Raw genomic sequence first — 23,263 nt, 5'->3', positions numbered from 1 at the left:
CTATCGCCTGCCATAGAGGCGCGCGCCGGCTGCGATGAAGCGCTGCGGATCGACGGGGTCACCGCCGATCCGCGTTTCATAATGGATATGCGGGCCCGTGGAGCGGCCCGTGCTGCCGGCGCGCCCCACCACGTCGCCGGCGGCGATCGTGTCGCCCTCCGTGACCGCGAAGCCGGAAAGATGCGCATAGCGCGTCATCACGCCGCTGACGTGCTCGATCTCCACCATGTTGCCATAGCCGCCGCTGTAACCGGCGAAGACGACGGTGCCCGGCCCGGTAGCGCGGACCGGCGCGCCGTAGGAGGCGCGGAAGTCGAGCCCGGTGTGAAGGGCGGGCGCGCGCAGGAAAGGATCCAGCCGGACGCCGAAGGGGCTCGTCTCCTCCGTCTCCGCGGGCCGGCCGAGGGGGAGCGCGGCGACCACGCCCGCGGCCCGCGCGGCCAGGGTCAGGCTGCCCTTCAGCGTGTCGGCGAGGCTGCCAAAATGCATCGGCGCGTCGGCCTGCACCGGCACATAGGGCCCACCAACTCCCCCCGCCGCCTTTCCGGGCAGGCGGGTGAGCGGCCCGGTCGGCAGGCCGACGGAGGCCACGATGTCGACATATCGGTCGAGCCGGCGTTGCGAGGAGGCCAGCATGCCGGAGAGCGCCGATGTCTGTCGATGCGTCAGCCTCTCGAGCGCCTGGTCCGTGCGGGCGAGACGCTCCGGGGCCGGCAGGTAGCGCAAGGCGCCGAGCCTGTCCCGCGCGGCTTCGCCGCGTGATGGCCGATTGGCCGGAGGGGAGGGCCGCGTCGTGCCGGCGGCGACCGGCGCGGCGATCCCGCCCGCCGGACGGCCGACGGCTTCGATGCCGCTCGCCTGCCTCTGCAGCGCATCAACCAGCGACTGGCGGCGCTCGAGTTCTTCCTGGCGCTCCAGAACCTGCGCCACGCGCGCTTCCACGCGCTCCTGCTCCAGATATTGCCGGCTGGCGACCAGATCGAGCTGCCGGCGCAGGGCGGCAAGCTGGTCCTCGTAGGCAAGCGTGATGCGCTGCTGGCGCACGATGAGGCCGGCGACGACCGCGTCGCGAAAGAACAGCATCCAGGTCGCCGCCCCCGCCCAGGCCAGCACCGCCACGAAGACGACGATAGCCCCGACCTGCAGATGGCGGCGCGACACCCCGGCATGGCTCGCCTCGGAGCGAAGTTGCAGGTTGGGCGGGGAGAGGCGGCGCAAATCGGGTTTCTCCAGGGAGGCGGAAACCCTGAAGATTAAAGTCCGTTAGGGTTAAGCATTCGCAAATGAGGGCTACAGCTCGCGCGCGGCCGCGAGAACCGCTTCCGCATGGCCGTCGACCTTCACCTGCCGCCAGATGCGGGCGATACGGCCGTCCGGCCCGATGAGGAAGGTGGTGCGCAGGATGCCCATGAACTTGCGGCCGTACATGGTCTTCTCGCCCCAGACGCCGTAGGCCTCGATCGCCTTGCGGTCCTCGTCGGAGGCGAGCGTGATCGCGAGATCGTGCTTGGCGCGGAACTTGTCGTGGCGGGCGACGCTGTCGGCGGAAATGCCGACGACGTGCGTGTCGATGGCCTCGAATTCCCGGCGCAGGCCATTGAAGGCAATGGCCTCCTTGGTGCAGCCGCTGGTGTCGTCCTTCGGGTAGAAATAGACCACGACCTTCCTGCCGGCCAACGCCGACAGGCGCACTTCGGTGCCGCCTGCGCCGGGCAGGGTGAAATCGGGCGCCTTGTCGCCTTCCTGAACCATCGTCTCGCCTTCCTTTCGTCTGATTCTTTGCGCTAAGCCTTTCGTGAGGCGGCGAAGCGTCCGCCCGCCCGTCCACCGATTGCTTGCAGTGGAGCAGGCTGGCCGTTCTGTTCGCCTCGTCAAGGGCGGCGCGGAAAACGTCCACGCGATCACGAGGATGCCAGCCCGTCGGCCGCCATGGGGCCGGGTTGGCGTTCCCGTGTCGCACGAATCGTGGGAGACGAATGGAACGCCCCAAGGGGAACGGACCGGAGTGAACAAGCTGTTCGCCAGGAGACGTATCGAGGCCGCCGACGGCGAAGGGAAGGCGCATCGTGCGCGCCCCCGGGGTCGCCGCCGAGCCCGCCGTGTGCTCCTGGTTCTCGTCGCGCTCGTCCTCCTGCTGATCGGCGGCCTTGCCGGGCGAATCGCCTGGTCGCCCATCGAGATCGACGGATTGCCGCAGCGCATCGAGGCGGCGCTCTCGGAGCGCGTCGGCAGGGGCTGGGACGTCGGCATCGCGAGCGCCGCCATCGACTACACGCGTTATGGCCCGACCCTGCGCGTCTCCGGCATCGACATCCGCAACGCCGATGGCGCGAGCGTCCTGAAGGCGCAGGCGGGCGAGATATCGGTCAGCTCCCTGGGGCTGATGGTCGGGCGGGTGAGCCCGAGCGCCGTCGTCTTCAGCGGGCTCGACCTGCGCCTCAACGTCTCGTCGACGGGTGAGCTGTCCTTCGCCGCGACCGACGAGGAAGCGGCCCCGTCACCGGCCGCGCCGCAGGCCCAGCCTCCCGTGGTGGCGGAAGGGGCCGCCCAGGAGGAACTGCCGCTCGCCGCCGCCGTCGTCTCCCTGGTCGATCTCATCACGGACCGGGATAGCCTGTTCGGCACGATCGACCATTTCGGCCTGAGCGACGCGCGGCTGACGATCGTCGATGCCCAGCGCCGGCCGCGCGCGCGCTTCGCCGATGTGTCGCTGCAGTTCACCCGCGCCAAGGCGACGCTGACCCACTTCAATTTCGGCCTGCGCGGCGAGCACGGCCCATGGAGCGTCTCGGGGGTGGTGCGCGGCGAGCAGAAGGGAGCCCGCCAGGCGCAGGTGCACCTCGCGCGCGCGCCGGTGTCGGACCTCCTCCTGTTCGGCGGCCTCAGCCATTCGCTGGTGACGACGCGCATGCCGCTCTCGGGCGAAGTGTCGCTGTCGGTCGACGGCGAGGGACATCTCGAAGCGCTCGATGCGAGCCTGGCCGGTGATGCCGCCATCGTCTACATCGACGATCCCGACCAGCCGCCGATCGAGGTGGACGACATCGGCCTGCGCCTGAGCTGGAACCCCGGCACGCGGGCATTCGAGCTGCCCTCGGCGTCTTTCACTGCGGGCGAAACCCGCATCAACCTCGCCGGCCGGCTCTCTGCCGGCGAGGGCCAGGGCGTGCCTTGGCGGCTCGACCTCGCCGGCAAGGCCGCCGTGATCGAGCGCCTGACGGGTGGCGAAGACCCGCTCACCATCGACGACATCGCCGCTGAGATCGTCGGCGGGGACGAGGGGGGCGTGGTCCTCAGGCGTCTCTCCGTCACCGGTCAGCAGCTTGCGGTCGAGATGTCGGGCAGCGCGGGAACGCCCGACGACGAGGGCGGCCTCAAAGTGGCGGTATCGAGCTCGGAATCGGATGCGCGCGCGCTCCTCCGGCTGTGGCCGGCCTTCGTCGCCTCGGGGGTCCGGCGCTACCTCATCGACAACCTGCAGGCAGGAACCGTCCACGAGCTGTCGGTCACCGTCGATCTCAATGGCGAGGAGCTCGCCGCCTCGCGGCAGAAGAAGCCGCTGCCCCGGGAGACGGTCGACGTCAGGTTCCGGATGTCGGGCGCGCAGCTCGCGGCCGCGAAAGGCCTGCCGGTCCTGATGGATACGGCGGCGCGCGGCACGGTCGACGGCGACAGCGTCAGCATCTACCTGCCGCGTTCCGAGGTGTCCCTGGAGGGAGAGCGCAAGCTTTCCCTGTCGGAAGGCTTCTTTGCCGTGGAGGACCTGCGCAAGCCGGCGCAGGCGCGCATCAGCCTGCGCATCCAGGGCGGTGCGGACGCGGTCCTCGCGCTCGCCCGCAGCGAGGCCATGCGCGATCGGATGGCGGTCGAGCTCGACCCGGCGAAGGTGTCCGGCAATGCGGACATCCGCCTCGAACTGGCCCTGCCGCTCATCGACGAACTGACGACGCGTGACGTCAAGGCGGAAGCGAGCGGCCAGCTGAGCGACCTCGTCGTGACCGGCATTGCCGGCGACAAGAACATCGAGAAGGGCAGCTTCACGCTCACGCTCGACGGCGACCTCCTGACGCTCGACGGGGATGCGCGCCTCGCGGACCTGCCTGCGACCGTCACGCTCAGGCAGCCCCTCACCGGGGCAGGCGGGCAGGCAGCAATCAAAGTCACCGCGGACGACGCGGCGCGTACGCGGCTCGGCTTCGATTTCGGGCGGAAGCTCACGGGGCCCGTCACGGTCGCGGCCGACCTGTCGCTGAGCGAGGCGGCCAAGCGGCCGAAGAGCATCACGGTCGATCTCAGCAAGGCGGCGGTCAACGAGCTGCTGCCCGGCTGGACGAAGGCCGCGGGCCGCGAGGCGAGCCTGGCGTTCGACCTCGTCGAGAAGAGCGACGGCTATATCCTCGAGAAGCTCACGCTCGACGGCGCGGGCGCCTCTGCAAAGGGCGGCCGGGTCGTCCTGCGCAGCGACGGCAGCTTCAGCGAGGCCGAGTTCTCGCAGATCAAGCTGTCGCCGGGGGACGACGTGCGCCTGCAGGTCGCCCGCGCGCGCGACGGCTTCAAGGCGACGGTGCGCGGCAACGTGCTCGATGCGCGGCCGTTCCTGCGTCAGGTCTTCGGCCGGGGCGGCGGCGACGACGCCACGGACGTCGATCTCGATGTCGCCGTGGACATCCTCGGCGGCTTCAACAACGAGCTCGTCTCCAATGCGGCCCTGAAGCTCGCCATGCGCGGCGGCAACGTGTCCGGGCTCGCCTTCAACGGCTCGTTCGGCCGCTCGCCCGTCACCGCCTCCCTGTCGCGCGGCAGCTCGGGCGAATCCTTTACCATCGTGCAGACGGCCGACGCCGGCGCGGCGCTGCGCTTCGTGGACATCTACCAACGCATGGCCGGCGGGCAACTCGTGCTCCAGCTGCCGCCGGCGAACGGACGCGCAGCCGGCATCCTCAACATCCGGGACTTCTCGCTGGTGGACGAGCCGGCCCTGCGCCGCATCGTCTCGGCCCAGCCGCGCGAGGGCGAGCGGGTCACCGTCAACGACGTGCCCTTCACCAAGCTCAAGGTGGACTTCACGCGCGCGAGCGGGCGAATCAACATGCGCGAGGCGGTGATCTGGGGGCCGCAGGTCGGCATCAGCCTCGAGGGCCATCTCGACCTCGGCAACGAGACGCTCGACCTTTCCGGCACCTACGTGCCGGCCTATGCCCTCAACAACATCTTCAGCCAGCTGCCGGTGATCGGCCTGCTGCTCGGCGGCGGGCAGTACGAGGGGCTCTTCGCCGTCAACTTCCGCGTGCGCGGCCCGATGGCGGGGCCGACCATGACCATCAATCCCCTGTCAGCCATCGCGCCGGGCTTCCTGCGCAAGTTCTTTGACGCGGGACGTGCGGACAGCGGGCAGGGTGGAGCGACCCCGCTTCCACCGGCACCGGTGAGCCCCAGCCAGCGGTGAGGAGCAGAAGCCGCCCGCTTTCGGGCGGCTTTTCGGTGGGGCATCATGGTCTGATCCCCCCGACGCGGGGCCATCGGAGAAGGGCGGCGACCTTGAGCCGGAGCGCAAGGCGACGGTCCTACGCTCTCGGGCCAGCGCGCCCGCTGATCGCCAAGAGGACTGCCATGCCGAAGATCGACATCGCTGCCATCCCCGTCAGCAAGGGAACCGGCTATCCGCCGCAATTCAACACCCCTTGCGCAGGAAGGCTGCGGCAGCGCCTGGGCAACGCCGGCGGGCTGACGGATTTTGGCGTCAATCTCACGCGCCTGCCGCCGGGCGGCTGGTCGAGCCAGCGGCACTGGCATTCCCATGAGGACGAGTTCGTCTACCTGATCGCGGGCGAATTGACGCTCGTCGAGGACCATGGCGAGACCGTTCTTCGCGCGGGCGACTGCGCGGCCTTTCCGAAGGGCACCGGCGACGGCCACCACATGATCAACAGGTCGAACGAGGTCGCGGTCTATCTGGAAATCGGGTCGCGCCATCCCGACGACCTGACGACCTGCTCCGACATCGACATGATGAGCGCCAATGCCGACGGCCGCTTCGTGCACAAGGATGGCACGCCGTACACGGAGACATGACGAGGCAGGGGCGGCGTTCCATCGGGCCGCTCAATCCTGCCGGGCGCCGATGGCGGTGGCCACGTCAAACGGTTTGTCGCCGAATTTCATCGACGATCCTGCGCCAATCCTTCGCATTCAGTTCGTGCCCCGCCTCCAATGCCACTAGGCGGGCAGAGGCAAGCTTGGCCGCAAGTTTTTTGCCATGCTCGAAAGAAAGGATCGGATCGCTTCTGCCGTGGATGACGAGTGCCGGGACCACGATTTCCGAAAGTCGCCCCGCCCACTCCTCACCGCCGCCAAGCATGCTGTGGTTCAGCGCGCTCTGGGGGTTGAGCGCCCGATCATACTCCCGCTCAGCCAGACTTCGGGCACGGCTCTCGTCGAAGTTGGCGTTCGATCCTGCCGAAATGCGAAAGCTCTCGACATGGAAGTCGACCACGGCACCGCGGTCACTCCAATCAAGTGTTTCGATCTTGCCGAAATGGGCAAGAAGGGCAGGATCCATCGGTGGCAGGTCCGGATCATCCTCGTCAAAAGCCGATGTGCTGATGAGCGTTAGGGACTGCACGCGACGCGGCTGCTTCAGAGCAACGAGCTGGGCGATCATACCTCCCAGAGACATGCCGACCAGATGCGCATGTGGGATTCCATAGCCATCCAAAATGGCAATGGCGTCATCGGCCATGTCGTCGATCGTGTAGAGCGGGGCTCCCGGGTGCTGAGTGGTGCTGCGGCCTGTATCCCGGTTGTCGTATCGAATGACAAAACGGCCAGCCTCGGCCAACATCTGGCAAAGCTCATCCGGCCACCACAGCATGGACGCAGTCGCGCCCATGATCATTAGAATGGCAGGAGCCGTAGGTTCTCCGAACGACTCCGCCCGAAGGCTCACGGATCCGTGGTTGATCGTTCTTTCTGATCCGGGCATTCGTTCGCTCCACGGCTATGCCTTGGCCGCGCCACCTCCGTCGGGGGCGGACGCTGACCGTACCAATCGCGCGTTCCCCGTCCCGACGGATCCTGGACCGCGTTAGAGCGCCCGCAGCAGCACGTGCTTCTTCTTGCCGAGCGACAGCTTGACGACGCCGTCGGCCGTCAGGTTGCCGGGGTCGAGGACCGCCCGCTCGTCGCTCACGACCTCGTCGTTGACCTTGAGGCCGCCGCCCTTGATCTGGCGCCGCGCCTCGCTGGTGGAGGCGACGAGGCCGGCCTTGACGAAGGCGGCGAGCACGCCGAGCCCGGCCTGCAGCTCGGCCGAAGGCACGTCGATGCTCGGCAGGTTCTCGGCCAGCGCCCCTTCCTCGAAGGTCTTGCGTGCCGTCTCGGCCGCCGTCTCGGCCGCCACGCGGCCGTGGACGAGGGCGGTGATCTCGGTGGCGAGGACCTTCTTGGCCTCGTTGAGCTCGGCGCCCTCGAGCCGCTCGAGCCGCGCGATCTCGTCGAGCGGCAGGTCGGTGAAGATCCTGAGGAAGCGACCGACGTCGGCGTCCTCGGAGTTGCGCCAGTACTGCCACAGCCCGTAGGGCGGCAGCATGTCCTCGTTGAGCCAGACGGCGCCGGCGGCCGACTTGCCCATCTTGGCGCCGGAGGCGGTGGTCAGGAGCGGGCAGGTGAGGGCGAAGACCTGGGTGGCGTCGACGCGGCGGGCGAGCTCGATGCCGTTGACGATGTTGCCCCACTGGTCGGAGCCGCCCATCTGCAGGCGGCAGCCGTAGCGGCGGCTGAGCTCCAGGAAGTCGTAGGCCTGGAGGATCATGTAGTTGAACTCGAGGAAGGAGAGCGGCTCCTCCTTGTCGAGGCGCGCCTTCACCGATTCGAAGCTCAGCATGCGGTTGACGGTGAAGTGCCGGCCGATGTCGCGCAGGAAGGGAATGTACTCGAGCCTGTCGAGCCATTCGGCATTGTCGACCATGATGGCGTCGCTCGGGCCGTCGCCGAAGGTGAGGAACTTCGAGAAGACCTTGCGGATGCCCTCCTTGTTGGCGGCGATCTGCGCATCGTCGAGCAGCGGGCGCGCCTCGTTGCGGAACGAGGGGTCGCCGATGCGCGTCGTGCCGCCGCCCATCAGCACGATGGGCTTGTGGCCGGCCTGCTGCAGGCGGCGCAGCATCATGATGTTGGTCATGTGCCCGACATGCAGGCTCGGCGCCGTCAGGTCATAGCCGATATAGGCGACGATCCGTTCCTTCACGGCGAGGTCGTCGAGCGCCTCGGCATCCGAGATCTGGTGGATGAGCCCGCGCGCCGCCAGCGTGCGCAGGAAATCGGAACGGTACGTCGTCATGTCGGTCAGTCTTGCGTTGGAATGGGACGGGGCGCCGTGAGGCGCCCCGCGATCTGAAGCCTGTTTGCGTCTTCGCGTCAGGCGGCGTCTTCGTGCGGGGTGCCGATGCGCTTGTCGAGATAGGCGTCGACCGTCTGCATCAGCTCCTCGACCTTGCCGTCGAAGAAGTGATTGGCGCCGTCGATCACCGCGTGTTCGAGCACGATGCCCTTCTGGGTCTTGACCTTCTCGATGACGCTGATGACGTCCTTCGCCGGCGCGACCCGGTCCTCGGAGCCGTGCACGAAGAGGCCAGAGGAGGGGCAGGGCGCGAGGAAGGAGAAGTCGTAGCGGTTCGCCATGGCCGCGATCGACAGGAAGCCTTCGATCTCCGGCCGGCGCATGAGGAGCTGCATGCCGATCCACGCGCCGAAGGACACGCCGGCGATCCAGCAGCTGCGCGCGTCCGGATTGAGCGACTGCACCCAGTCGAGCGCGGCGGCCGCATCCGACAATTCGCCGTGGCCGTGGTCGAAGGAGCCCTGGCTGCGCCCGACGCCGCGAAAGTTGAAGCGCAGCACCGCAAACCCACGGTTCACGTAGGTGTAGAACAGGCTGTACACGATCTGGTTGTTCATCGTGCCGCCGAACTGCGGATGCGGATGAAGAATGATCGCGATGGGCGCGCCCTTCTTCTTCGCAGGCTGGTAGCGGCCTTCGAGACGCCCGGCAGGGCCGTTGAAAATGACTTCAGGCATGATCCGGCACCGTTACCGCGATAAAGCCAGCGCCGCCGGAAGCCACGCCAGTGGCCGTGCAAATCTTGACATGCCGGTCGCGCACTTCTAAATCACGGTTAGAACTGTTCTAAGAGCCAACTTATACGTGCATCGAGTTGCATATGCAACCGGATGGCGTGGGTGGTGGCTCCGGTGATGTGGTCGCTCTTCTCTACCACATCAACAGGGGCAAAAAGCAAGGTTTGTGATCGGCAGGCGAGGAGGCCGGCGGAGACAGCATGGCGGGCATGCGTCATTACCTCGACTACAACGCCTCGGCGCCCCTGCGGCCGGCCGTGCGCGAGGTGATCCTGCGTGCCTTCGAGGAGGTCGGCAATCCCTCGTCCGTGCATGCGGAAGGGCGCCGGGCGCACGCGCTGATCGAGACGGCGCGCGAAAAGGTGGCCGCCCTCGTCGGCGCGCGGGCGCGCGACGTCGTCTTCACCAGCGGCGGCTCGGAAGCCAACAATACCGTGATGACGCCGTCGCTGCGGCGCGAACCGTCCTTCACGACGCTCGCGCTCCATCTCATGGGCGCGGGCGAACATGCGAGCGTGCTCGGCGGCAGCCGCTTTCCCGAGAACGCCCGCGAGACGATCCCGGTCGACCAGGACGGCATCGCCGATCTCGGTTTCATCGACGCGCGGCTGCGTCGCCTGGCGAACGAAGGTGGAGCGACGGCGCTCGTCAGCCTGCAGGCGTCCAACAGCGAGACCGGCGTCGTCCAGCCGCTCGCCGAGGTGGCCGAGGTCGTGCACCGCCATGGCGGGCTGCTGCATGTCGACGCCGTGCAGGCGGCGGGCAAGCTGTCCGTCGACATGGCCGCCTGGGGCGCGGACGTCATCACCCTGTCCGCCCACAAGATCGGCGGACCGAAGGGCGTCGGCGCCTTCGTCACCCGGCCCGGCGTCGAGGTGCGCGAGCGGCTGGTGCGCGGCGGCGGCCAGGAGGGCGGCTATCGGGCCGGCACGGAGAATGTTGCGGGCATAGCGGGCTTCGGGGAGGCCTGTGCGCTTGCGCTGGCAGGGCTTGCGGATTATGCCGCCCTGACCGGTGCCTTGCGCGACGGGCTCGAAGCCCGCCTTCGCCTGGTCGAGCCTGGAGTGGTGGTTTTCGGTGCCAGGGCCCCGCGCCTGCCGAACACGAGCGCCTTCGCGATCGATGGCCTGAAGGCGGAAACGCTGCTCATGATGCTCGATCTCGAGGGCATGGCGGTGTCGTCCGGCTCGGCCTGCTCGTCGGGCAAGGTGCGGCGCTCGCATGTGCTCACGGCGATGGGGGTCGCACCCTCGCTCGCCGAGGGGGCGCTGCGCGTGAGCTTCGGCTGGGCTTCGACCGAGGCGGACGTGGAATCCTTTGCGACGGCCTTTCAGAAAGTGGTCGGCGCACTCATCTCTCGTCGCAAGGGGCTGAACGCCGCCTGAGGACGAGTAGGTCACCAACCCGCGGCCCTTGAAGCCGTGAGAGGAGGTAGTGCAATGCCTGCGGTGCAGGAAACGGTAGAACGCGTCAAGGCGATCGACGTCGAGCAGTACAAGTACGGCTTCGAGACGACGATCGAGATGGACAAGGCCCCCAAGGGCCTCAACGAGGACATCGTCCGCCTCATCTCGTCCAAGAAGGGCGAGCCGGAGTGGATGACGGAGTGGCGCCTCGAGGCGTTCCGCCGCTGGCAGACGATGCGCGAGCCCAAGTGGGCGCGCGTCAACTACCCGCCGATCGACTACCAGGAGCTCTATTACTACGCCGCGCCGAAGAAGAACCCGGCGCCGAAGTCGCTCGACGAGGTCGACCCGGAGATCCTCAAGACCTACGAGAAGCTCGGCATTCCGCTGCGCGAGCAGGAGATCCTCGCCGGCGTCGAGGGCGCGGGCTCGCGCGTCGCGGTCGATGCCGTCTTCGACTCGGTCTCGGTGGTCACCACCTTCAAGGAGGAGTTGAAGAAGGCGGGCGTCATCTTCTGCTCGATCTCCGAGGCGATCCGTGAATATCCGGAGCTGGTGCGCAAGTACCTCGGCTCGGTCGTGCCGGTGTCGGACAACTTCTTCGCCACGCTCAACAGCGCCGTGTTCACGGACGGGTCCTTCGTCTACATCCCGGAGGGCGTGCGCTGCCCGATGGAGCTGTCGACCTACTTCCGCATCAACGAGCGCAACACCGGCCAGTTCGAGCGCACGCTGATCATCGCCGACAAGGGCTCCTACGTCAGCTATCTCGAGGGCTGCACGGCGCCGGCGCGCGACGAGAACCAGCTGCACGCGGCCGTGGTCGAGCTGATCGCGCTCGACGATGCCGAGATCAAGTACTCGACGGTCCAGAACTGGTACCCGGGCGATGCCGAGGGCAAGGGCGGCGTCTACAACTTCGTGACCAAGCGCGGCGACTGCCGCGGCGCGAACTCGAAGATCTCGTGGACGCAGGTCGAGACCGGCTCGGCCATCACGTGGAAGTACCCGTCCTGCATCCTGCGCGGCGACAATTCCCGCGGGGAGTTCTACTCGATCGCCATCTCCAACGGCTATCAGCAGGTCGACAGCGGCACCAAGATGATCCATCTCGGCAAGAACACGACGAGCCGGATCATCTCCAAGGGCATCGCCGCCGGCCGCTCCGAGAACACCTATCGCGGGCTCGTCTCGGCCCATCGCAAGGCGAGCGGGGCGCGCAACTTCACGAACTGCGATTCCCTGTTGATCGGCGACAAGTGCGGTGCGCACACGGTGCCCTACATCGAGTCGAAGAATGCCTCGGCGGTCTTCGAGCACGAGGCGACGACGTCGAAGATCTCGGACGACCAGATGTTCTACTGCCTGCAGCGGGGTCTCGACGAGGAGGAGGCGGTGGCGCTCATCGTCAACGGCTTCGTCAAGGATGTCCTGCAGCAGCTGCCGATGGAATTCGCGGTCGAGGCCCAGAAGCTCATCTCCATCAGCCTCGAAGGCTCGGTGGGCTGACACGCAACGCAACCAAGGCCGGAGACGGCGGGCGACGTGGAACGATCCTTCCCGCCCGCATCCCATCCGGCGCCACGAACGGACGGAACAAAGACATGCTTCAGATCAACAACCTCGTCGTCGAAATCGAGGGCAAGCGCATCCTCAACGGGCTCGACCTCTCCGTGAAGGCCGGCGAGGTCGCCGCCATCATGGGCCCGAACGGCTCGGGCAAGTCGACGCTGTCCTATGTCATCGCCGGCAAGGAGGAGTACGAGGTCCTCGACGGCGAGATCCTCGTCGACGGCGAGAACATCCTCGAGCTCGAGCCCAACGAGCGCGCGGCCAGGGGTGTGTTCCTCGCCTTCCAGTACCCGCTCGAGATCCCCGGCGTCTCGACCATGACCTTCCTCAAGGCGATCATGAACGCCCAGCGCAAGGCGCGCGAGGAGGCGGAGCTGACCACGCCCGAGTTCATGAAGCGCGTGAAGGCTGCAGCCCAAGAGCTTCACATCGATCAGGAAATGTTGCGCCGCGGCCTCAACGTCGGCTTCTCCGGCGGCGAGAAGAAGCGCATGGAGATCCTGCAGATGGCCCTCCTGGAGCCGCGCTTCTGCATCCTCGACGAGACGGACTCGGGCCTCGACATCGATGCGCTCAAGATCGTCGCCGAGGGCGTCAACACGCTGCGCGACCCGGCCCGCGCCTTCCTCGTCATCACCCACTACCAGCGACTGCTCAACCATATCGTGCCCGATACGGTGCACGTGATGGCCAATGGCCGCATCGTGCGCTCCGGCGGCAAGGAGCTTGCCCTCGAGCTCGAGGCGAGCGGCTATGCGGATTACCGCGAGCAGGCGGCGTGAGGGCGGCACGATGGCTGAAATCACACCGATCAGGACTGCCGCCGAGGTCGCGCTCGTAGAGCGTTTCGAGGACCTCAAGGACAAGCTCCCGGGCTCGGGCGAGATCGCGCGCGGGCGCGACGAGGCCTTTGCCCTCATCGCCGCTGCCGGCCTTCCCAACCGGCGCGTGGAGGAGTGGAAGTACACCGACCTGCGCAGCGCCGTGCGCGAGGCGGCGCCACTCGCCGAGCGCCCCGCCGATGCGGCCGCGCTCGTCGACAAGGGGCGCGCCTTCGCCAAGGTCGATGCGGTGCGGCTGTCCTTCGCCAACGGCCACCTCGTGGCCGAGCGCTCGGACCTTGCCGCGCTGCCGGCCGGGGTCACGGTGACGCCGCTCGCGGCGGCGCTTGCCGAGGGGCATCCGCTCCTCGCCGAGATGGGCAAGGTGGCGGTCGCCAAGGGCAACTTCGCCCTCGCGCTGAACAGTGCCTTCATGATGGACGGCGCGCTCATCAAGGTTGCGGCCGGCACCGCCGTGGACAAGGCGCTGCACCTCAGGTTCGTCAACGGTGGCGCCAGCCCCTTCGCCACGGCGCCGCGCATCGTGATCCTCGTCGAGGACGGCGCCTCGGTTACGGTCCACGAGAGCCACGAGGGCGTCGGCACGGCGGCCTACCAGGCCAATTCGGTGGTCGAGATCGTCGCCGGCAACGGCACGACGATCACCCATGCGCGCCTCAACGCCGAGCAGGCCGATGCCATCGCGCTCTCGACCCTGGCCGTGACGCTGGGGGCCGAGGCGAAGCTGACCTCGCTCGGCGCGGTGACGGGCGGCAGCCTGTCGCGGCACCAGGTGTTCCTCGCCTTTGCGGGCGAGCATTCCAGCCTGACGCTCGGCGGGGCGACCATGCTGCGCGGGCGCCAGCACGCCGACACGACGCTGGTGGTCGATCATGCGGTGCCGCATTGCGACAGCCGCGAGCTGTTCAAGACCGTGATCGACGGGGAGGCGACCGGCGTCTTCCAGGGCAAGATCATCGTGCGCCCGGACGCGCAGAAGACCGACGGGCGCATGATGTCCGCCGCGCTGCTGCTCTCCGAGACGGCGACGATGAACAACAAGCCGGAGCTGGAGATCTTCGCCGACGACGTGCAGTGCGCCCACGGCGCCACCTGCGGCGAGCTCGACGACGACCTCTTGTTCTACCTCACGGCCCGCGGCCTGCCGCGTGCGGTGGCCGAGGCACTCCTGGTGCAGGCCTTCCTCGGCGAGGCGCTGGAACTCGTCGAGGACGAGGCCGTGCGCGAGGAACTCGTCGCCCGGGCGGAAGGCTGGCTCGGCGAGCGGACGTGACCGACGGGCGCGGCGCAGGCCGCGCTCTGGGATTGGATGGCGGTTCTGATCCCTCCCCTTGAGGGGAGGGTGGATCGGTTGAAGGACCGAGACGGGTGGGGGGCAGGCATCTGTGAAGCGCAGATGCCCCCTCCGTCTCGCTTCGCGAGCCACCTCCCCCTGAAGGGGGAGGATCAGGGTGCCCATGCGAGTGATGCGACCATGAACAGGATCGAACCGATCGGCACCTTCGACGTCGCGGCCGTGCGCCGCGAGTTCCCGATCCTCGCCCGCGAGGTCTACGGCAAGCCGCTCGTCTATCTCGACAGCGCCGCCTCGGCCCAGAAGCCCCGCGCCGTCATCGAGGCGATGACCTACAGCTTCGAGAACGCCTACGCCAACGTCCATCGTGGCCTGCACTACATGGCCAATGCGACGACCGAGGCCTTCGAGGACGCGCGCGAGGCGGTCCGCGGCTATCTCAATGCCGAGAGCACGGAGGAGATCGTCTTCACCCGCTCGGCGACGGAAGCCATCAATCTCGTCGCTGCCTCTTACGGGCGGCTGGCGGGAATCGGCGAGGGCGACGAGATCGTGATCTCCATCATGGAGCATCACTCCAACATCGTTCCCTGGCACTTCCACCGCGAACGCAGCGGCGCCGTCATCAAATGGGCGCCGGTGGACGAGGAGGGCAACTTCCTCCTCGACGAATTCGAGAAGCTGCTCACCGAGCGCACGAAGATCGTCGCCATCACGCATATGTCGAACGTGCTCGGCACGGTGACGCCGGTGAAGGACATCGTGCGCATCGCCCATGCCCGCGGCATTCCCGTGCTCGTCGACGGCAGCCAGGGCGCCGTGCACCTGCCGGTCGACGTGCGCGACCTCGACGCCGATTTCTACGTCTTCACCGGGCACAAGGTGTACGGGCCGACGGGCATCGGCGTGCTCTACGGCAAGCGCAAGTGGCTCGAGGCGATGCCGCCCTTCAACGGCGGCGGCGAGATGATCGAGACCGTCACGACGGACACCGTCACCTACAATGCCCCGCCGCATCGCTTCGAGGCCGGCACGCCGCCGATCGTCGAGGCGATCGGGCTCGGTGCCGCGGTGCGCTTCGTCGAGAAGCTCGGGCGCACGGCGATCCTCGCCCATGAGGAGAAGCTGCGCGACTATGCGCATGAGCGGCTCGGCGCCTTGAACGCCCTGCGCATCATCGGCCGCGCTGCGAACAAGGGGGCCATCGTGTCCTTCGAGATGAAGGGGGCGCATGCCCATGACGTCGCCACCGTCATCGATCGCGCCGGGGTCGCGGTTCGCGCCGGCACGCATTGCGCCATGCCGCTGCTCGCGCGCTTCGGGACGACGTCGACCTGCCGCGCCTCATTTGCCCTGTACAACACGCTCGAGGAGGTCGATAACCTCGCCGACGCATTGATGAAGGCCGAACGGCTGTTCGCCTGAGGAGGCATTCGTGACGCAAGCCGACAGCAGCGACGTGAAGCCGAACGCGCCCGACATCGAGCTCGCCGGCCAGCTGCCGCCCGAGGAGGTGGACCGGCTGACCGACGACATCGTGGCGGCGCTGAAGACGGTGTACGATCCCGAGATCCCCGCCGACATCTACGAGCTCGGCCTGATCTACCGCGTTGACATCGACGACGGACGCAACGTGACGATCGACATGACGCTGACGGCGCCGGGCTGCCCGGTGGCTGGCGAGATGCCGGGCTGGGTGGAGGGCGCGGTCGCCGCCGTGCCCGGCGTGCAGTCCGTCGTCGTCAACATGGTCTTCGATCCGCCGTGGGACCAGAGCCGCATGTCGGACGAGGCGCGCATCGCCCTCGACATGTGGTGAGGCCGATATGGCGGGCGAGGCAGGGCCGCGGATCACGGCCGTCGTCGAGACGGCGCTCTACGTGGACGACCTCGGCCGGGCGTGTGGTTTCTACGAGAAGGTGCTCGGGCTAGAGGCCCAGGTGAGCGACCAGCGCTTCGCGGCCTATCCGCTCGGGCCGGCGAGCGTCCTGCTGCTCTTCAAGCGCGGCGAGACGCTGGCGACCGTGACGCTCCCCGGCGGCACCATCCCGCCGCACGACGGGCAGGGGCCGCTGCATGTCGGCCTTGGCGTGGCTGCCGAGGACATGGCGGCCTGGGAGGCGCGGCTCGCGACTCACGGCGTCGCCATCGAGGGGCGGACCGAATGGCCGCGCGGCGGGCGCAGCATCTATTTCCGCGACCCGGACGGGCATCTCGTCGAACTGCTCACGCCCGGCGTCTGGACGGTCTACTGAGTCGCATTTCTCGCGCGCGCCCGACGAGCCGGGGGACGGGACTGCAGCACGGGCAGCGCCAGATGAGACCGGCGACAGGCGCCGTGCCCTCGACGTTGTGCCGCCCAATGACTATCTTTAGTGGGAATCTCGACCTCAGGGCCTTGAACCCTGCAAGGAGGAGCCGGAATGGGTGCAATTCGCTCCCTCAAGATCATGGGCATGAGCGACGCGGCCGCCGAGCGCGTCAAGGCGATCATCGCCAGTGCCGACAGGCCGATCGTCGGCGTGCGCGTCGGTGTCAAGAACGGCGGCTGCGCCGGCATGGAATACACGATGGAATATGCCGAGGCGATCAAGCCCGGTGACGAGGTGATCGAGGACAAGGGCGTCACCATCCTTGTCGATCCCAAGGCCGTCCTGTTTCTGCTCGGCACGGAGATGGACTACAAGGTCGACAAGCTGTCGGCCCAGTTCGTCTTCAACAATCCCAACCAGACGTCGGCTTGCGGATGCGGCGAATCCGTCGCCATCACCCCCGCGCGGCCGGAGCAGCTCGCAGGCGCCTGATTGCGCGACGCGGACGACATCGCCGAACTCTTCGCGCCTTTCCGCCCGGTCGGCATCAGGCGCATGTTCGGCGGTCTCGGCATCTATGCCGAAGGGAAGATGTTCGCGCTCGCGGTGGACGGCGAGGTCTATCTCAAGACAGACGCCGCCTTTGCCGAGGCCCTCGGGCATCTCGGCTCGCGGCCGTTCGCCTATGCGCGCAAGGACGGCCGGGTGGTGACCCTGTCCTACTGGCTGCTGCCGGACGCCGCCTATGACGAGCCGGACATGCTGGCGGATCTCTCCGCCCGTGCCTTGAGCATCGCCGGAGCGCGGCCTTAGCGCCGCGCTCCTGCACCGTACGCTCAGTCGCCCGCCTCGACGACCTCGGCCTTCCTGCTGCGCGGCTTCCTCGCAGCAGGCTTGCCGGCAGGCGCTTCCGCGTCCTTGGAAGCAGGCTTCCTCGCGGCTGGCTTCTTCGCGGCAGGCTTCTTGGAGGCCGCCTTCTTCACACCCGTGCTGCGAGCAACTGGCGCCTTCCTGGACGCCGTTTTGCCGGCAGGCGCGGCTTCGCTGGCCGCCTCTCCATCCGCAGCCTTGCGGGGGGCGGCCTTCTTCGGCTTGGCCGCCTCGGTCGGAGCCTCGGCGTCGGCCTTCTTGCGACGGGGCGTCCTGGACGGCTGCGCCGGGGCTTCGGCCGTCACCGCTTCAGCAGCGCCCTTGCGGGACGACTTTCGGCTGGCCGCCTTCGAAGGCGCGGGAGCTGCGGCTTCGGCTTCAGCTGCAGGCTCCGCCGTGGCCTTGCGGGCGCGCGGCTTCGGCGCCGGCTGCTCGTCCGCGACGTCCGGGGTCGCCGCAGCCTTGCGCGGCGCACGCTTGCGGGTCTTGCCGGCCGGATCAGCCTCCGCCGCAGGCTCTTCCTTCGCCGTGCGACGCGAGGCGGCCTTGCGCGGGGCAGGGGCTTCCTCGGGCGCAACGACCTCCGTCACCGGCGGCGCCAGCTCCTCGGCCTTACCGGGGGCTTCCGGCGCGGCAGCGGCCGGAACCTCGACCGGCTGCGCAGCCTCCGCCGCGGCGGGCCGGTCGTGCCGGCGGCCACGACGCCGGCGGCCCGACGTGCGCTCAGCCTTGGCTTCCGAAGCGGTCTCGACCGGCACCGCGGTCTCCTCGACCACCGGGGCTGCCGTGCCTTCATCGTCGCTGCTGACGGGGATGACGACCGGCCGCAGGATGAAGCTCGGCACGTGCTCGCCGAAACCGACGACCATCTCGTCGTCCCTGTCGGCATAGCGTCGCTGCTGGTGCTGCCGATCGCCGCGCCGTTCTTCGTGGCGCTGCGAGGGGCGTCCGTCCGGCGTGATCGGCGCATGCTGCTGCGGGGCCGCCTCGGCGGCCCGGCTGCGTTCGCCGCGTCCACGCCCCCTGTCACGGTCACGCTCGCGATCCCGGCCGCCGCGCCTGCCGCGGTGGCGATCGCCATCCTCCTGCGGAGCATGGCCGACCGAGGCGATGAACTCGCCGAGGGTCGGGCCTTCCCAGGCGACGGTCTGGCCCGTCAGGGCCTCGATGGCGGCAAGGGACTTCTCGTCACCCGGGGCGACGATGGTCGTCGCATAGCCGGTGCGGCCGGCGCGGCCCGTGCGGCCGATGCGGTGCACGTAATCCTCGGCGTGATGGGGCACGTCGTAATTGAAGACGTGGCTGACGGCCGGGATGTCGAGGCCGCGTGCCGCGACGTCGCTTGCGACGAGCAGCTTGATAGTGCCGTTGCGGAAGCTGTCCAGCGCCTGCATGCGCGAGCGCTGGTCCATGTCGCCGTGCAGGGCGACGACGTTGAAGCCGTGCCGCTCCAGCGAGCGCAGGACGATGGCGACATCCCGCTTGCGGTTGCAGAAGATGATCGCGTTCTGCAATTCGTCGCCGGCGCTGCGGATGAGCCGCCGCAGCGTCTCGCGCTTGTGGTGCTGCTCACTGCCGGAGGCGACGAGGCGCTGGGTGATGGTCGTGGCCGTCGAGGCGGCGCGCGCCACCTCCACCTTCACGGGATTGTGCAGGAAGGTGTCCGTCAGGCGCTGGATCTCCGGCGGCATGGTGGCCGAGAAGAACAGTGTCTGGCGCGTGAAGGGCACGAGGCGGCAGATGCGCTCGATGTCCGGGATGAAGCCCATGTCGAGCATGCGGTCGGCCTCGTCGATGACGAGGATCTCGATGCCGGTGAGCAGCAGCTTGCCCCGCTCGAAATGGTCGAGCAGACGTCCGGGCGTGGCGATCAGCACGTCGACGCCGCGGGTGATCTTGGCATCCTGGTCGCCGAAGGAGACGCCGCCGATCAGGAGCGCCACCGACAGCTTGTGGTTGGTGCCGTATTTCTCGAAGCTCTCTTCCACCTGCGCAGCGAGTTCGCGCGTCGGCTCGAGGATGAGCGTGCGCGGCATGCGCGCCCGGGCCCGGCCGTGCTCCAGCAGCGTCAGCATGGGCAGCGTGAAGGCCGCCGTCTTGCCGGTGCCGGTCTGGGCGATGCCGAGGACATCCCGCCGCTGCAACACATGCGGGATCGCCGTCTGCTGGATGGGGGTGGGCGTGTTGTAGCCTGCGGCCGCGACGGCTTGTTGAACCTTTTCGCTCAGGCCAAGATCAGTAAATGACATCGACGTCCGTGATTATGCGTCTGCGGATTGGGTTTAAGGCCAAGGGAGACCTTGTGACGCGTACGGCGCGTCAGTCGCCGCTCACTGCCCGCTACGCTTGCGCGGACCATAAGAGGATCACGGGCAAAGTCAATGTCGCAAAGGCCGGTTGTCGAACGATTGCATAGCATTGGCGGTGAGCCGCTGGTGCTTGTGCCTGGGCTCAACTGCACGGGGACGCTCTTCGCCCCGCAAATACGCGCCTTCGCGGGGAAGCGCACCGTCGTCGTGGCGGAAAACCGGCTCGACGACACGCTCGAAGGCATGGCGCAACGCCTCCTCGCCGCGGCGCCGGAGCGCTTCGCCCTGGGCGGCCTGTCCATGGGCGGCTATGTGGCGCTCGCAGTCATGCGCCTGGCGCCTGAGCGGGTGACGCGGCTTGCATTGCTCGACACGACGGCGCGGCCGGACACCGAGGAGGCGAGCGCCAATCGCCGCCGCCTTATCGCCCTCGCCGAGCAGGGGCGTTTCGAGGAGGTGCATCCCGTGCTCTGGCAGCGCCTCGTCGCGCGGGAGCGGCTCTCGGACAAGGCGCTCGAAGGGGAGGTGCGCGGCATGATGGTCGATACCGGCGCGCAAGCCTTCGTGCGCCAGCAGCGCGCCATCATGGCGCGGCCCGATGCGCGCCCCGGACTGACGCGGATCGCCGTGCCGACGCTCGTTCTCGTCGGTCAGGAGGATGAGATTACGCCGCCGGTCACGGCGGAGGAGATGGCGGGCGCCATCCCCGCGTCCTCGCTCGTCGTTGTGCCCGGTTGCGGCCATCTCTCGACGATGGAGCGGCCGGACGCGGTCAATGCGGCACTCGCCGCCTGGCTGCAGCGCAGCTGACCTTCCAGGGGTCAGATGTCGAGCTCGCGCGCGAAGGCGGCGCGTTCCTGGATGAAGGCGAAGCGCGCCTCCGGCTTGTTGCCCATGAGCCGGTCGACCGTGTCCGTCGTGTCGCCCTTGGCCTCGGCCAGCACGACGACCTTGTAGAGCAGGCGCTTGGCCGGCGCCATGGTCGTCTCCTTGAGCTGCGCCGGCAGCATCTCGCCGAGGCCCTTGAAGCGGCCGATCTCGACCTTCTTGCCCTTGAACACGCTGTCCATCAGCTCCTGGCGATGGGCATCGTCGCGGGCGTAGACCGTCTTGCCGCCGTGCGTCAGCCGGTAGAGCGGCGGCACGGCGAGATAGAGATGGCCGTTGTCGATCAGCCGCGGCATCTGCTGCCAGAAGAAGGTGATGAGCAGCGATGCGATATGGGCGCCGTCGACGTCGGCGTCCGTCATGATGACGATCTTCTCGTAGCGCAGGTCGTCGTCGCGGTAGTGGGAGCCGGTGCCGCAGCCGAGCGCCTGCACGAGATCGGCGAGCTGCTGGTTCTGCGCCAGCTTCTCGCGGCCGGCCGAGGCGACGTTGAGGATCTTGCCGCGCAATGGCAGCACGGCCTGGGTCGCGCGGTCGCGCGCCTGCTTGGCGCTGCCGCCGGCCGAGTCGCCCTCGACGATGAAAAGCTCGGAGCCCGCCGCGCCCGCGTTGGTGCAGTCGGCGAGCTTGCCGGGCAGGCGCAGCTTGCGCGTCGCGGTCTTGCGCGCCACCTCCTTCTCGGCGCGGCGGCGCAGGCGCTCCTCGGCGCGTTCAATGGTCCAGTCGAGCAGGCGCGAGGCCTGCTGCGGGGCTGCCGCCAGCCAGTGGTCGAAGGCATCGCGCACGGCGCCCTCGACGATGCGCGAGGCTTCCAGCGTCGCCAGCTTGTCCTTGGTCTGGCCCTGGAATTCCGGCTCGCGGATGAAGACCGAGAGCATGCCGGCGCAGGTCGCCATGACGTCGTCGGTGGTGACCTGGCCGGCGCGCTTGGCCTGGCCGACACGCTCGGCATGGTCGCGCAGGCCGCGCAGCAGGGCCATGCGCAGGCCCGACTCGTGCGTGCCGCCTTCCGGCGTCGGGATGGTGTTGCAGTAGGAGGAGACGAATCCGTCGTCGCGCGACAGCCAGGCCACCGCCCATTCGAGCGAGCCGTGTCCGCCCGGCTTGTCGATGCGCCCGGAGAAGATCTGGTCGCAGACGAGCTCGCTGCCGTCGATCTCGCGCGCGAGATAGTCCTTGAGGCCGCCGGGGAACTTGAAGGTCGCCTCGCTCGGCACGCCTTCCTGCTTCTCGGCGAGGGCAGGGGCGCAGCGCCAGCGGATCTCGACGCCGCCGAAGAGATAGGCCTTGGAGCGCGCCATCTTGAACAGGCGGCGCGGATTGAAGGTCGCGCCTTCCTTGAAGATGGTGGCATCGGGCTTGAAGCGCACGGTGGTGCCGCGGCGGTTCTGCACCCGTCCGACGGTCTCCAGCGGCCCCATGGCGACGCCGCGCGCATAGACCTGGCGATAGAGCATCTGGCTGCGCGCCACCTCGACCTCCAGCCGCTCGGCCAGCGCGTTGACCACGGAGACACCGACGCCGTGCAGGCCGCCGGACGTCTCGTAGACCTTGGAATCGAACTTGCCGCCCGCATGCAGCGTGGTGAGGATGACCTCGAGCGCCGACTTCTCAGGGAACTTCGGGTGCGGATCGATGGGTATGCCGCGGCCGTTGTCCGTCACGCGCAGGAAGCCGCTCTCCTCGAGCTCGACCTCGATGAAGGTCGCATGGCCGGCTACCGCCTCGTCCATCGCATTGTCGATCACCTCCGCGAAGAGGTGATGCAGCGCCTTCTCGTCGGTGCCGCCGATGTACATGCCGGGGCGCCGGCGCACCGGCTCCAGTCCCTCGAGCACCTCGATGGAGGCGGCGGTATAGCCGGCCTCGGTCGGCGTGCCATTGGCGCGGCCCGGCAAGGACGCCTGGTCCACCGGGAGCTTCGCGGACGGGCGCGCCGCCTTGCGGGCCGCCGCTGCGTTGCCTCCGCCGCCGAACAGATCGCCCGCATCCGTCATTGCCGCTGCCCAACCCCTCGTCAAAAACCGATTCGCCCCGCCGGCAGTATCGCATGGCTGCCGCAGGGACGGGAACGGATCGGAAACACCACGTCCGCGGGGGCGCGGTCAAGGTTTGTTTTCCCCGACCGGCGCAGATCCCGCGGGACCAGCTAGCCTGCGGCGGGGTTCGCCGCCTCGCCGGCCGTGAAGACCACATAGGCGAAGAGCGCCATGGAGAACAGGGTCGCAAAGGACGCCAGGATCGCGACCGGCTCGCCCCAGGGGAGCCCCAAGGCAATGCCGGGAAGGCCGACCGCGAACAGGACGAGCCCGCCGGTTGCCAGCCCGTAGTGGATTTTCGCCAGGCGGGCCGAAACCGTCCCGATCAGGGCGTAGAACAGCCCGAACAGGAAGAGCGAGACCCAGCCGACGAGATTGATGTGCGCGTGCACGGTGCGGAAGGTGTGGTCGTGCGACGCGCCCATGAAGATGCCGAGGCCGAGGCCGGCCAGGGCGGCGATCACGGCGGTGCGCAGGAACAGGCGCCCGACGGCTCGCGTCGGGGTTGTGGATGTGGTGCCGGCGATCATGGTCGTTGTCCCCTCGGTGCTGCCCGGTGACAGAATGCCGCGTCCGAGGATGTTTCGCCATGGCTC

The 23,263-nt window shown here is 68.3% G+C and carries 19 protein-coding genes and 1 pseudogene; 12 read left to right on the top strand and 8 right to left on the bottom strand.

Features of this window, described 5'->3' with window-relative positions; genetic code table 11:
• Together GGR16_RS06685 and bcp are read right to left on the bottom strand one after the other, a co-directional pair.
• Nucleotides 1-1,218 (bottom strand): M23 family metallopeptidase, encoded by a 1,218-nt coding sequence (locus GGR16_RS06685; RefSeq protein WP_183316059.1) that lies wholly within the window; start codon nt 1,216-1,218, stop codon nt 1-3.
• 72 nt (nt 1,219-1,290) lie between these two features.
• Nucleotides 1,291-1,752, bottom strand: coding sequence for a thioredoxin-dependent thiol peroxidase (gene bcp, locus GGR16_RS06680; protein WP_183316058.1), 462 nt, complete (start codon nt 1,750-1,752; stop codon nt 1,291-1,293).
• A 349-nt stretch (nt 1,753-2,101) separates the two neighbouring features.
• Here bcp and GGR16_RS06675 point away from each other — a divergent pair, with 349 nt between their 5' ends.
• Together GGR16_RS06675 and GGR16_RS06670 are read left to right on the top strand one after the other, a co-directional pair.
• Nucleotides 2,102-5,446 carry a YhdP family protein gene (locus tag GGR16_RS06675; RefSeq protein ID WP_019404384.1) on the top strand — a complete coding sequence of 1,115 codons (3,345 nt, stop codon included), beginning with the start codon at nt 2,102-2,104 and terminating at the stop codon, nt 5,444-5,446.
• Between the two features lie 164 nt (nt 5,447-5,610).
• Nucleotides 5,611-6,072: a cupin domain-containing protein gene (locus GGR16_RS06670; RefSeq protein WP_019404383.1), complete on the top strand. Its 462-nt coding sequence runs from the start codon at nt 5,611-5,613 to the stop codon at nt 6,070-6,072.
• 64 nt (nt 6,073-6,136) lie between these two features.
• Here GGR16_RS06670 and GGR16_RS06665 read toward each other — a convergent pair whose 3' ends face one another.
• From GGR16_RS06665 to GGR16_RS06655, 3 genes are all read right to left on the bottom strand, one after another.
• Nucleotides 6,137-6,982 (bottom strand): alpha/beta fold hydrolase, encoded by an 846-nt coding sequence (locus GGR16_RS06665; RefSeq protein ID WP_040405487.1) that lies wholly within the window; start codon nt 6,980-6,982, stop codon nt 6,137-6,139.
• A gap of 102 nt (nt 6,983-7,084) precedes the next feature.
• Nucleotides 7,085-8,338, bottom strand: a complete 1,254-nt coding sequence (gene tyrS, locus GGR16_RS06660; protein WP_019404381.1) for a tyrosine--tRNA ligase — start codon at nt 8,336-8,338, stop codon at nt 7,085-7,087.
• A 77-nt stretch (nt 8,339-8,415) separates the two neighbouring features.
• Entirely contained in the window at nt 8,416-9,075 is a 660-nt protein-coding gene (locus GGR16_RS06655; protein WP_019404380.1) for an alpha/beta hydrolase, read from the bottom strand.
• 260 nt (nt 9,076-9,335) lie between these two features.
• Between GGR16_RS06655 and GGR16_RS06650 the strand changes: the two genes are divergently transcribed.
• The 9 genes from GGR16_RS06650 to GGR16_RS06610 all read left to right on the top strand — a co-directional run bounded on the left by GGR16_RS06650 (nt 9,336) and on the right by GGR16_RS06610 (nt 17,374).
• The gene (locus tag GGR16_RS06650; RefSeq protein WP_183316057.1) at nt 9,336-10,520 is read left to right on the top strand and encodes a cysteine desulfurase family protein; all 1,185 of its coding nucleotides are present in this window, start codon (nt 9,336-9,338) and stop codon (nt 10,518-10,520) included.
• Nucleotides 10,521-10,574: 54 nt separating this feature from the next.
• Entirely contained in the window at nt 10,575-12,050 is a 1,476-nt protein-coding gene (sufB, locus tag GGR16_RS06645) for a Fe-S cluster assembly protein SufB (RefSeq protein WP_183316056.1), read from the top strand.
• Between the two features lie 95 nt (nt 12,051-12,145).
• Nucleotides 12,146-12,895 (top strand): Fe-S cluster assembly ATPase SufC, encoded by a 750-nt coding sequence (gene sufC / locus GGR16_RS06640; protein WP_019404377.1) that lies wholly within the window; start codon nt 12,146-12,148, stop codon nt 12,893-12,895.
• 10 nt (nt 12,896-12,905) lie between these two features.
• Nucleotides 12,906-14,228: a Fe-S cluster assembly protein SufD gene (gene sufD / locus GGR16_RS06635; protein WP_053193942.1), complete on the top strand. Its 1,323-nt coding sequence runs from the start codon at nt 12,906-12,908 to the stop codon at nt 14,226-14,228.
• 201 nt (nt 14,229-14,429) lie between these two features.
• The gene (locus GGR16_RS06630; RefSeq protein WP_026015113.1) at nt 14,430-15,674 is read left to right on the top strand and encodes a cysteine desulfurase; all 1,245 of its coding nucleotides are present in this window, start codon (nt 14,430-14,432) and stop codon (nt 15,672-15,674) included.
• A 34-nt stretch (nt 15,675-15,708) separates the two neighbouring features.
• Complete coding sequence (locus tag GGR16_RS06625) at nt 15,709-16,068, top strand: SUF system Fe-S cluster assembly protein (protein WP_050996591.1); 360 nt, start codon at nt 15,709-15,711, stop codon at nt 16,066-16,068.
• Nucleotides 16,069-16,075: 7 nt separating this feature from the next.
• Entirely contained in the window at nt 16,076-16,504 is a 429-nt protein-coding gene (locus GGR16_RS06620; protein WP_019402031.1) for a VOC family protein, read from the top strand.
• A 168-nt stretch (nt 16,505-16,672) separates the two neighbouring features.
• Nucleotides 16,673-17,053 (top strand): HesB/IscA family protein, encoded by a 381-nt coding sequence (locus GGR16_RS06615; RefSeq protein WP_019402032.1) that lies wholly within the window; start codon nt 16,673-16,675, stop codon nt 17,051-17,053.
• Entirely contained in the window at nt 17,054-17,374 is a 321-nt protein-coding gene (locus GGR16_RS06610) for a TfoX/Sxy family protein (RefSeq protein WP_082312574.1), read from the top strand.
• Nucleotides 17,375-18,231: 857 nt separating this feature from the next.
• Here GGR16_RS06610 and GGR16_RS26195 read toward each other — a convergent pair.
• A pseudogene (locus GGR16_RS26195) lies at nt 18,232-19,680 on the bottom strand (DEAD/DEAH box helicase); the annotation flags it as partial.
• Between the two features lie 186 nt (nt 19,681-19,866).
• Here GGR16_RS26195 and GGR16_RS06600 point away from each other — a divergent pair.
• A complete protein-coding gene (locus tag GGR16_RS06600; protein WP_183316055.1) occupies nt 19,867-20,550 on the top strand; it encodes an alpha/beta fold hydrolase in 684 nt (227 codons plus the stop codon).
• 11 nt (nt 20,551-20,561) lie between these two features.
• Here the strand turns inward: GGR16_RS06600 and parE are convergent, their stop codons facing one another.
• Both parE and GGR16_RS06590 read right to left on the bottom strand, forming a co-directional pair.
• Nucleotides 20,562-22,625, bottom strand: a complete 2,064-nt coding sequence (gene parE, locus GGR16_RS06595; RefSeq protein ID WP_019402036.1) for a DNA topoisomerase IV subunit B — start codon at nt 22,623-22,625, stop codon at nt 20,562-20,564.
• 152 nt (nt 22,626-22,777) lie between these two features.
• Entirely contained in the window at nt 22,778-23,197 is a 420-nt protein-coding gene (locus GGR16_RS06590) for a hypothetical protein (RefSeq protein WP_019402037.1), read from the bottom strand.
• Nucleotides 23,198-23,263: the final 66 nt, after the last annotated feature.

Source organism: Chelatococcus caeni, from assembly GCF_014196925.1.
Classification (GTDB): domain Bacteria; phylum Pseudomonadota; class Alphaproteobacteria; order Rhizobiales; family Beijerinckiaceae; genus Chelatococcus_A; species Chelatococcus_A caeni.
Note: the sequence above shows the minus strand (reverse complement) of the source record. Positions and strands in the feature narration are given on the sequence as shown.

Excerpts from the sequence above, each read along its gene's own strand:
- GGR16_RS06670 (WP_019404383.1), top strand. The coding sequence starts at position 5,611 with ATGCCGAAGATCGACATCGCTGCCATCCCCGTCAGCAAGGGAACCGGC.
- sufC (WP_019404377.1), top strand. The coding sequence starts at position 12,146 with ATGCTTCAGATCAACAACCTCGTCGTCGAAATCGAGGGCAAGCGCATC.
- tyrS (WP_019404381.1), bottom strand. The coding sequence starts at position 8,338 with ATGACGACGTACCGTTCCGATTTCCTGCGCACGCTGGCGGCGCGCGGG.
- GGR16_RS06650 (WP_183316057.1), top strand. The coding sequence starts at position 9,336 with ATGGCGGGCATGCGTCATTACCTCGACTACAACGCCTCGGCGCCCCTG.
- sufB (WP_183316056.1), top strand. The coding sequence starts at position 10,575 with ATGCCTGCGGTGCAGGAAACGGTAGAACGCGTCAAGGCGATCGACGTC.
- bcp (WP_183316058.1), bottom strand. The coding sequence starts at position 1,752 with ATGGTTCAGGAAGGCGACAAGGCGCCCGATTTCACCCTGCCCGGCGCA.
- GGR16_RS06665 (WP_040405487.1), bottom strand. The coding sequence starts at position 6,982 with ATGCCCGGATCAGAAAGAACGATCAACCACGGATCCGTGAGCCTTCGG.
- GGR16_RS06655 (WP_019404380.1), bottom strand. The coding sequence starts at position 9,075 with ATGCCTGAAGTCATTTTCAACGGCCCTGCCGGGCGTCTCGAAGGCCGC.
- GGR16_RS06590 (WP_019402037.1), bottom strand. The coding sequence starts at position 23,197 with ATGATCGCCGGCACCACATCCACAACCCCGACGCGAGCCGTCGGGCGC.
- sufD (WP_053193942.1), top strand. The coding sequence starts at position 12,906 with ATGGCTGAAATCACACCGATCAGGACTGCCGCCGAGGTCGCGCTCGTA.
- parE (WP_019402036.1), bottom strand. The coding sequence starts at position 22,625 with ATGACGGATGCGGGCGATCTGTTCGGCGGCGGAGGCAACGCAGCGGCG.
- GGR16_RS06630 (WP_026015113.1), top strand. The coding sequence starts at position 14,430 with ATGAACAGGATCGAACCGATCGGCACCTTCGACGTCGCGGCCGTGCGC.
- GGR16_RS06615 (WP_019402032.1), top strand. The coding sequence starts at position 16,673 with ATGGGTGCAATTCGCTCCCTCAAGATCATGGGCATGAGCGACGCGGCC.
- GGR16_RS06620 (WP_019402031.1), top strand. The coding sequence starts at position 16,076 with ATGGCGGGCGAGGCAGGGCCGCGGATCACGGCCGTCGTCGAGACGGCG.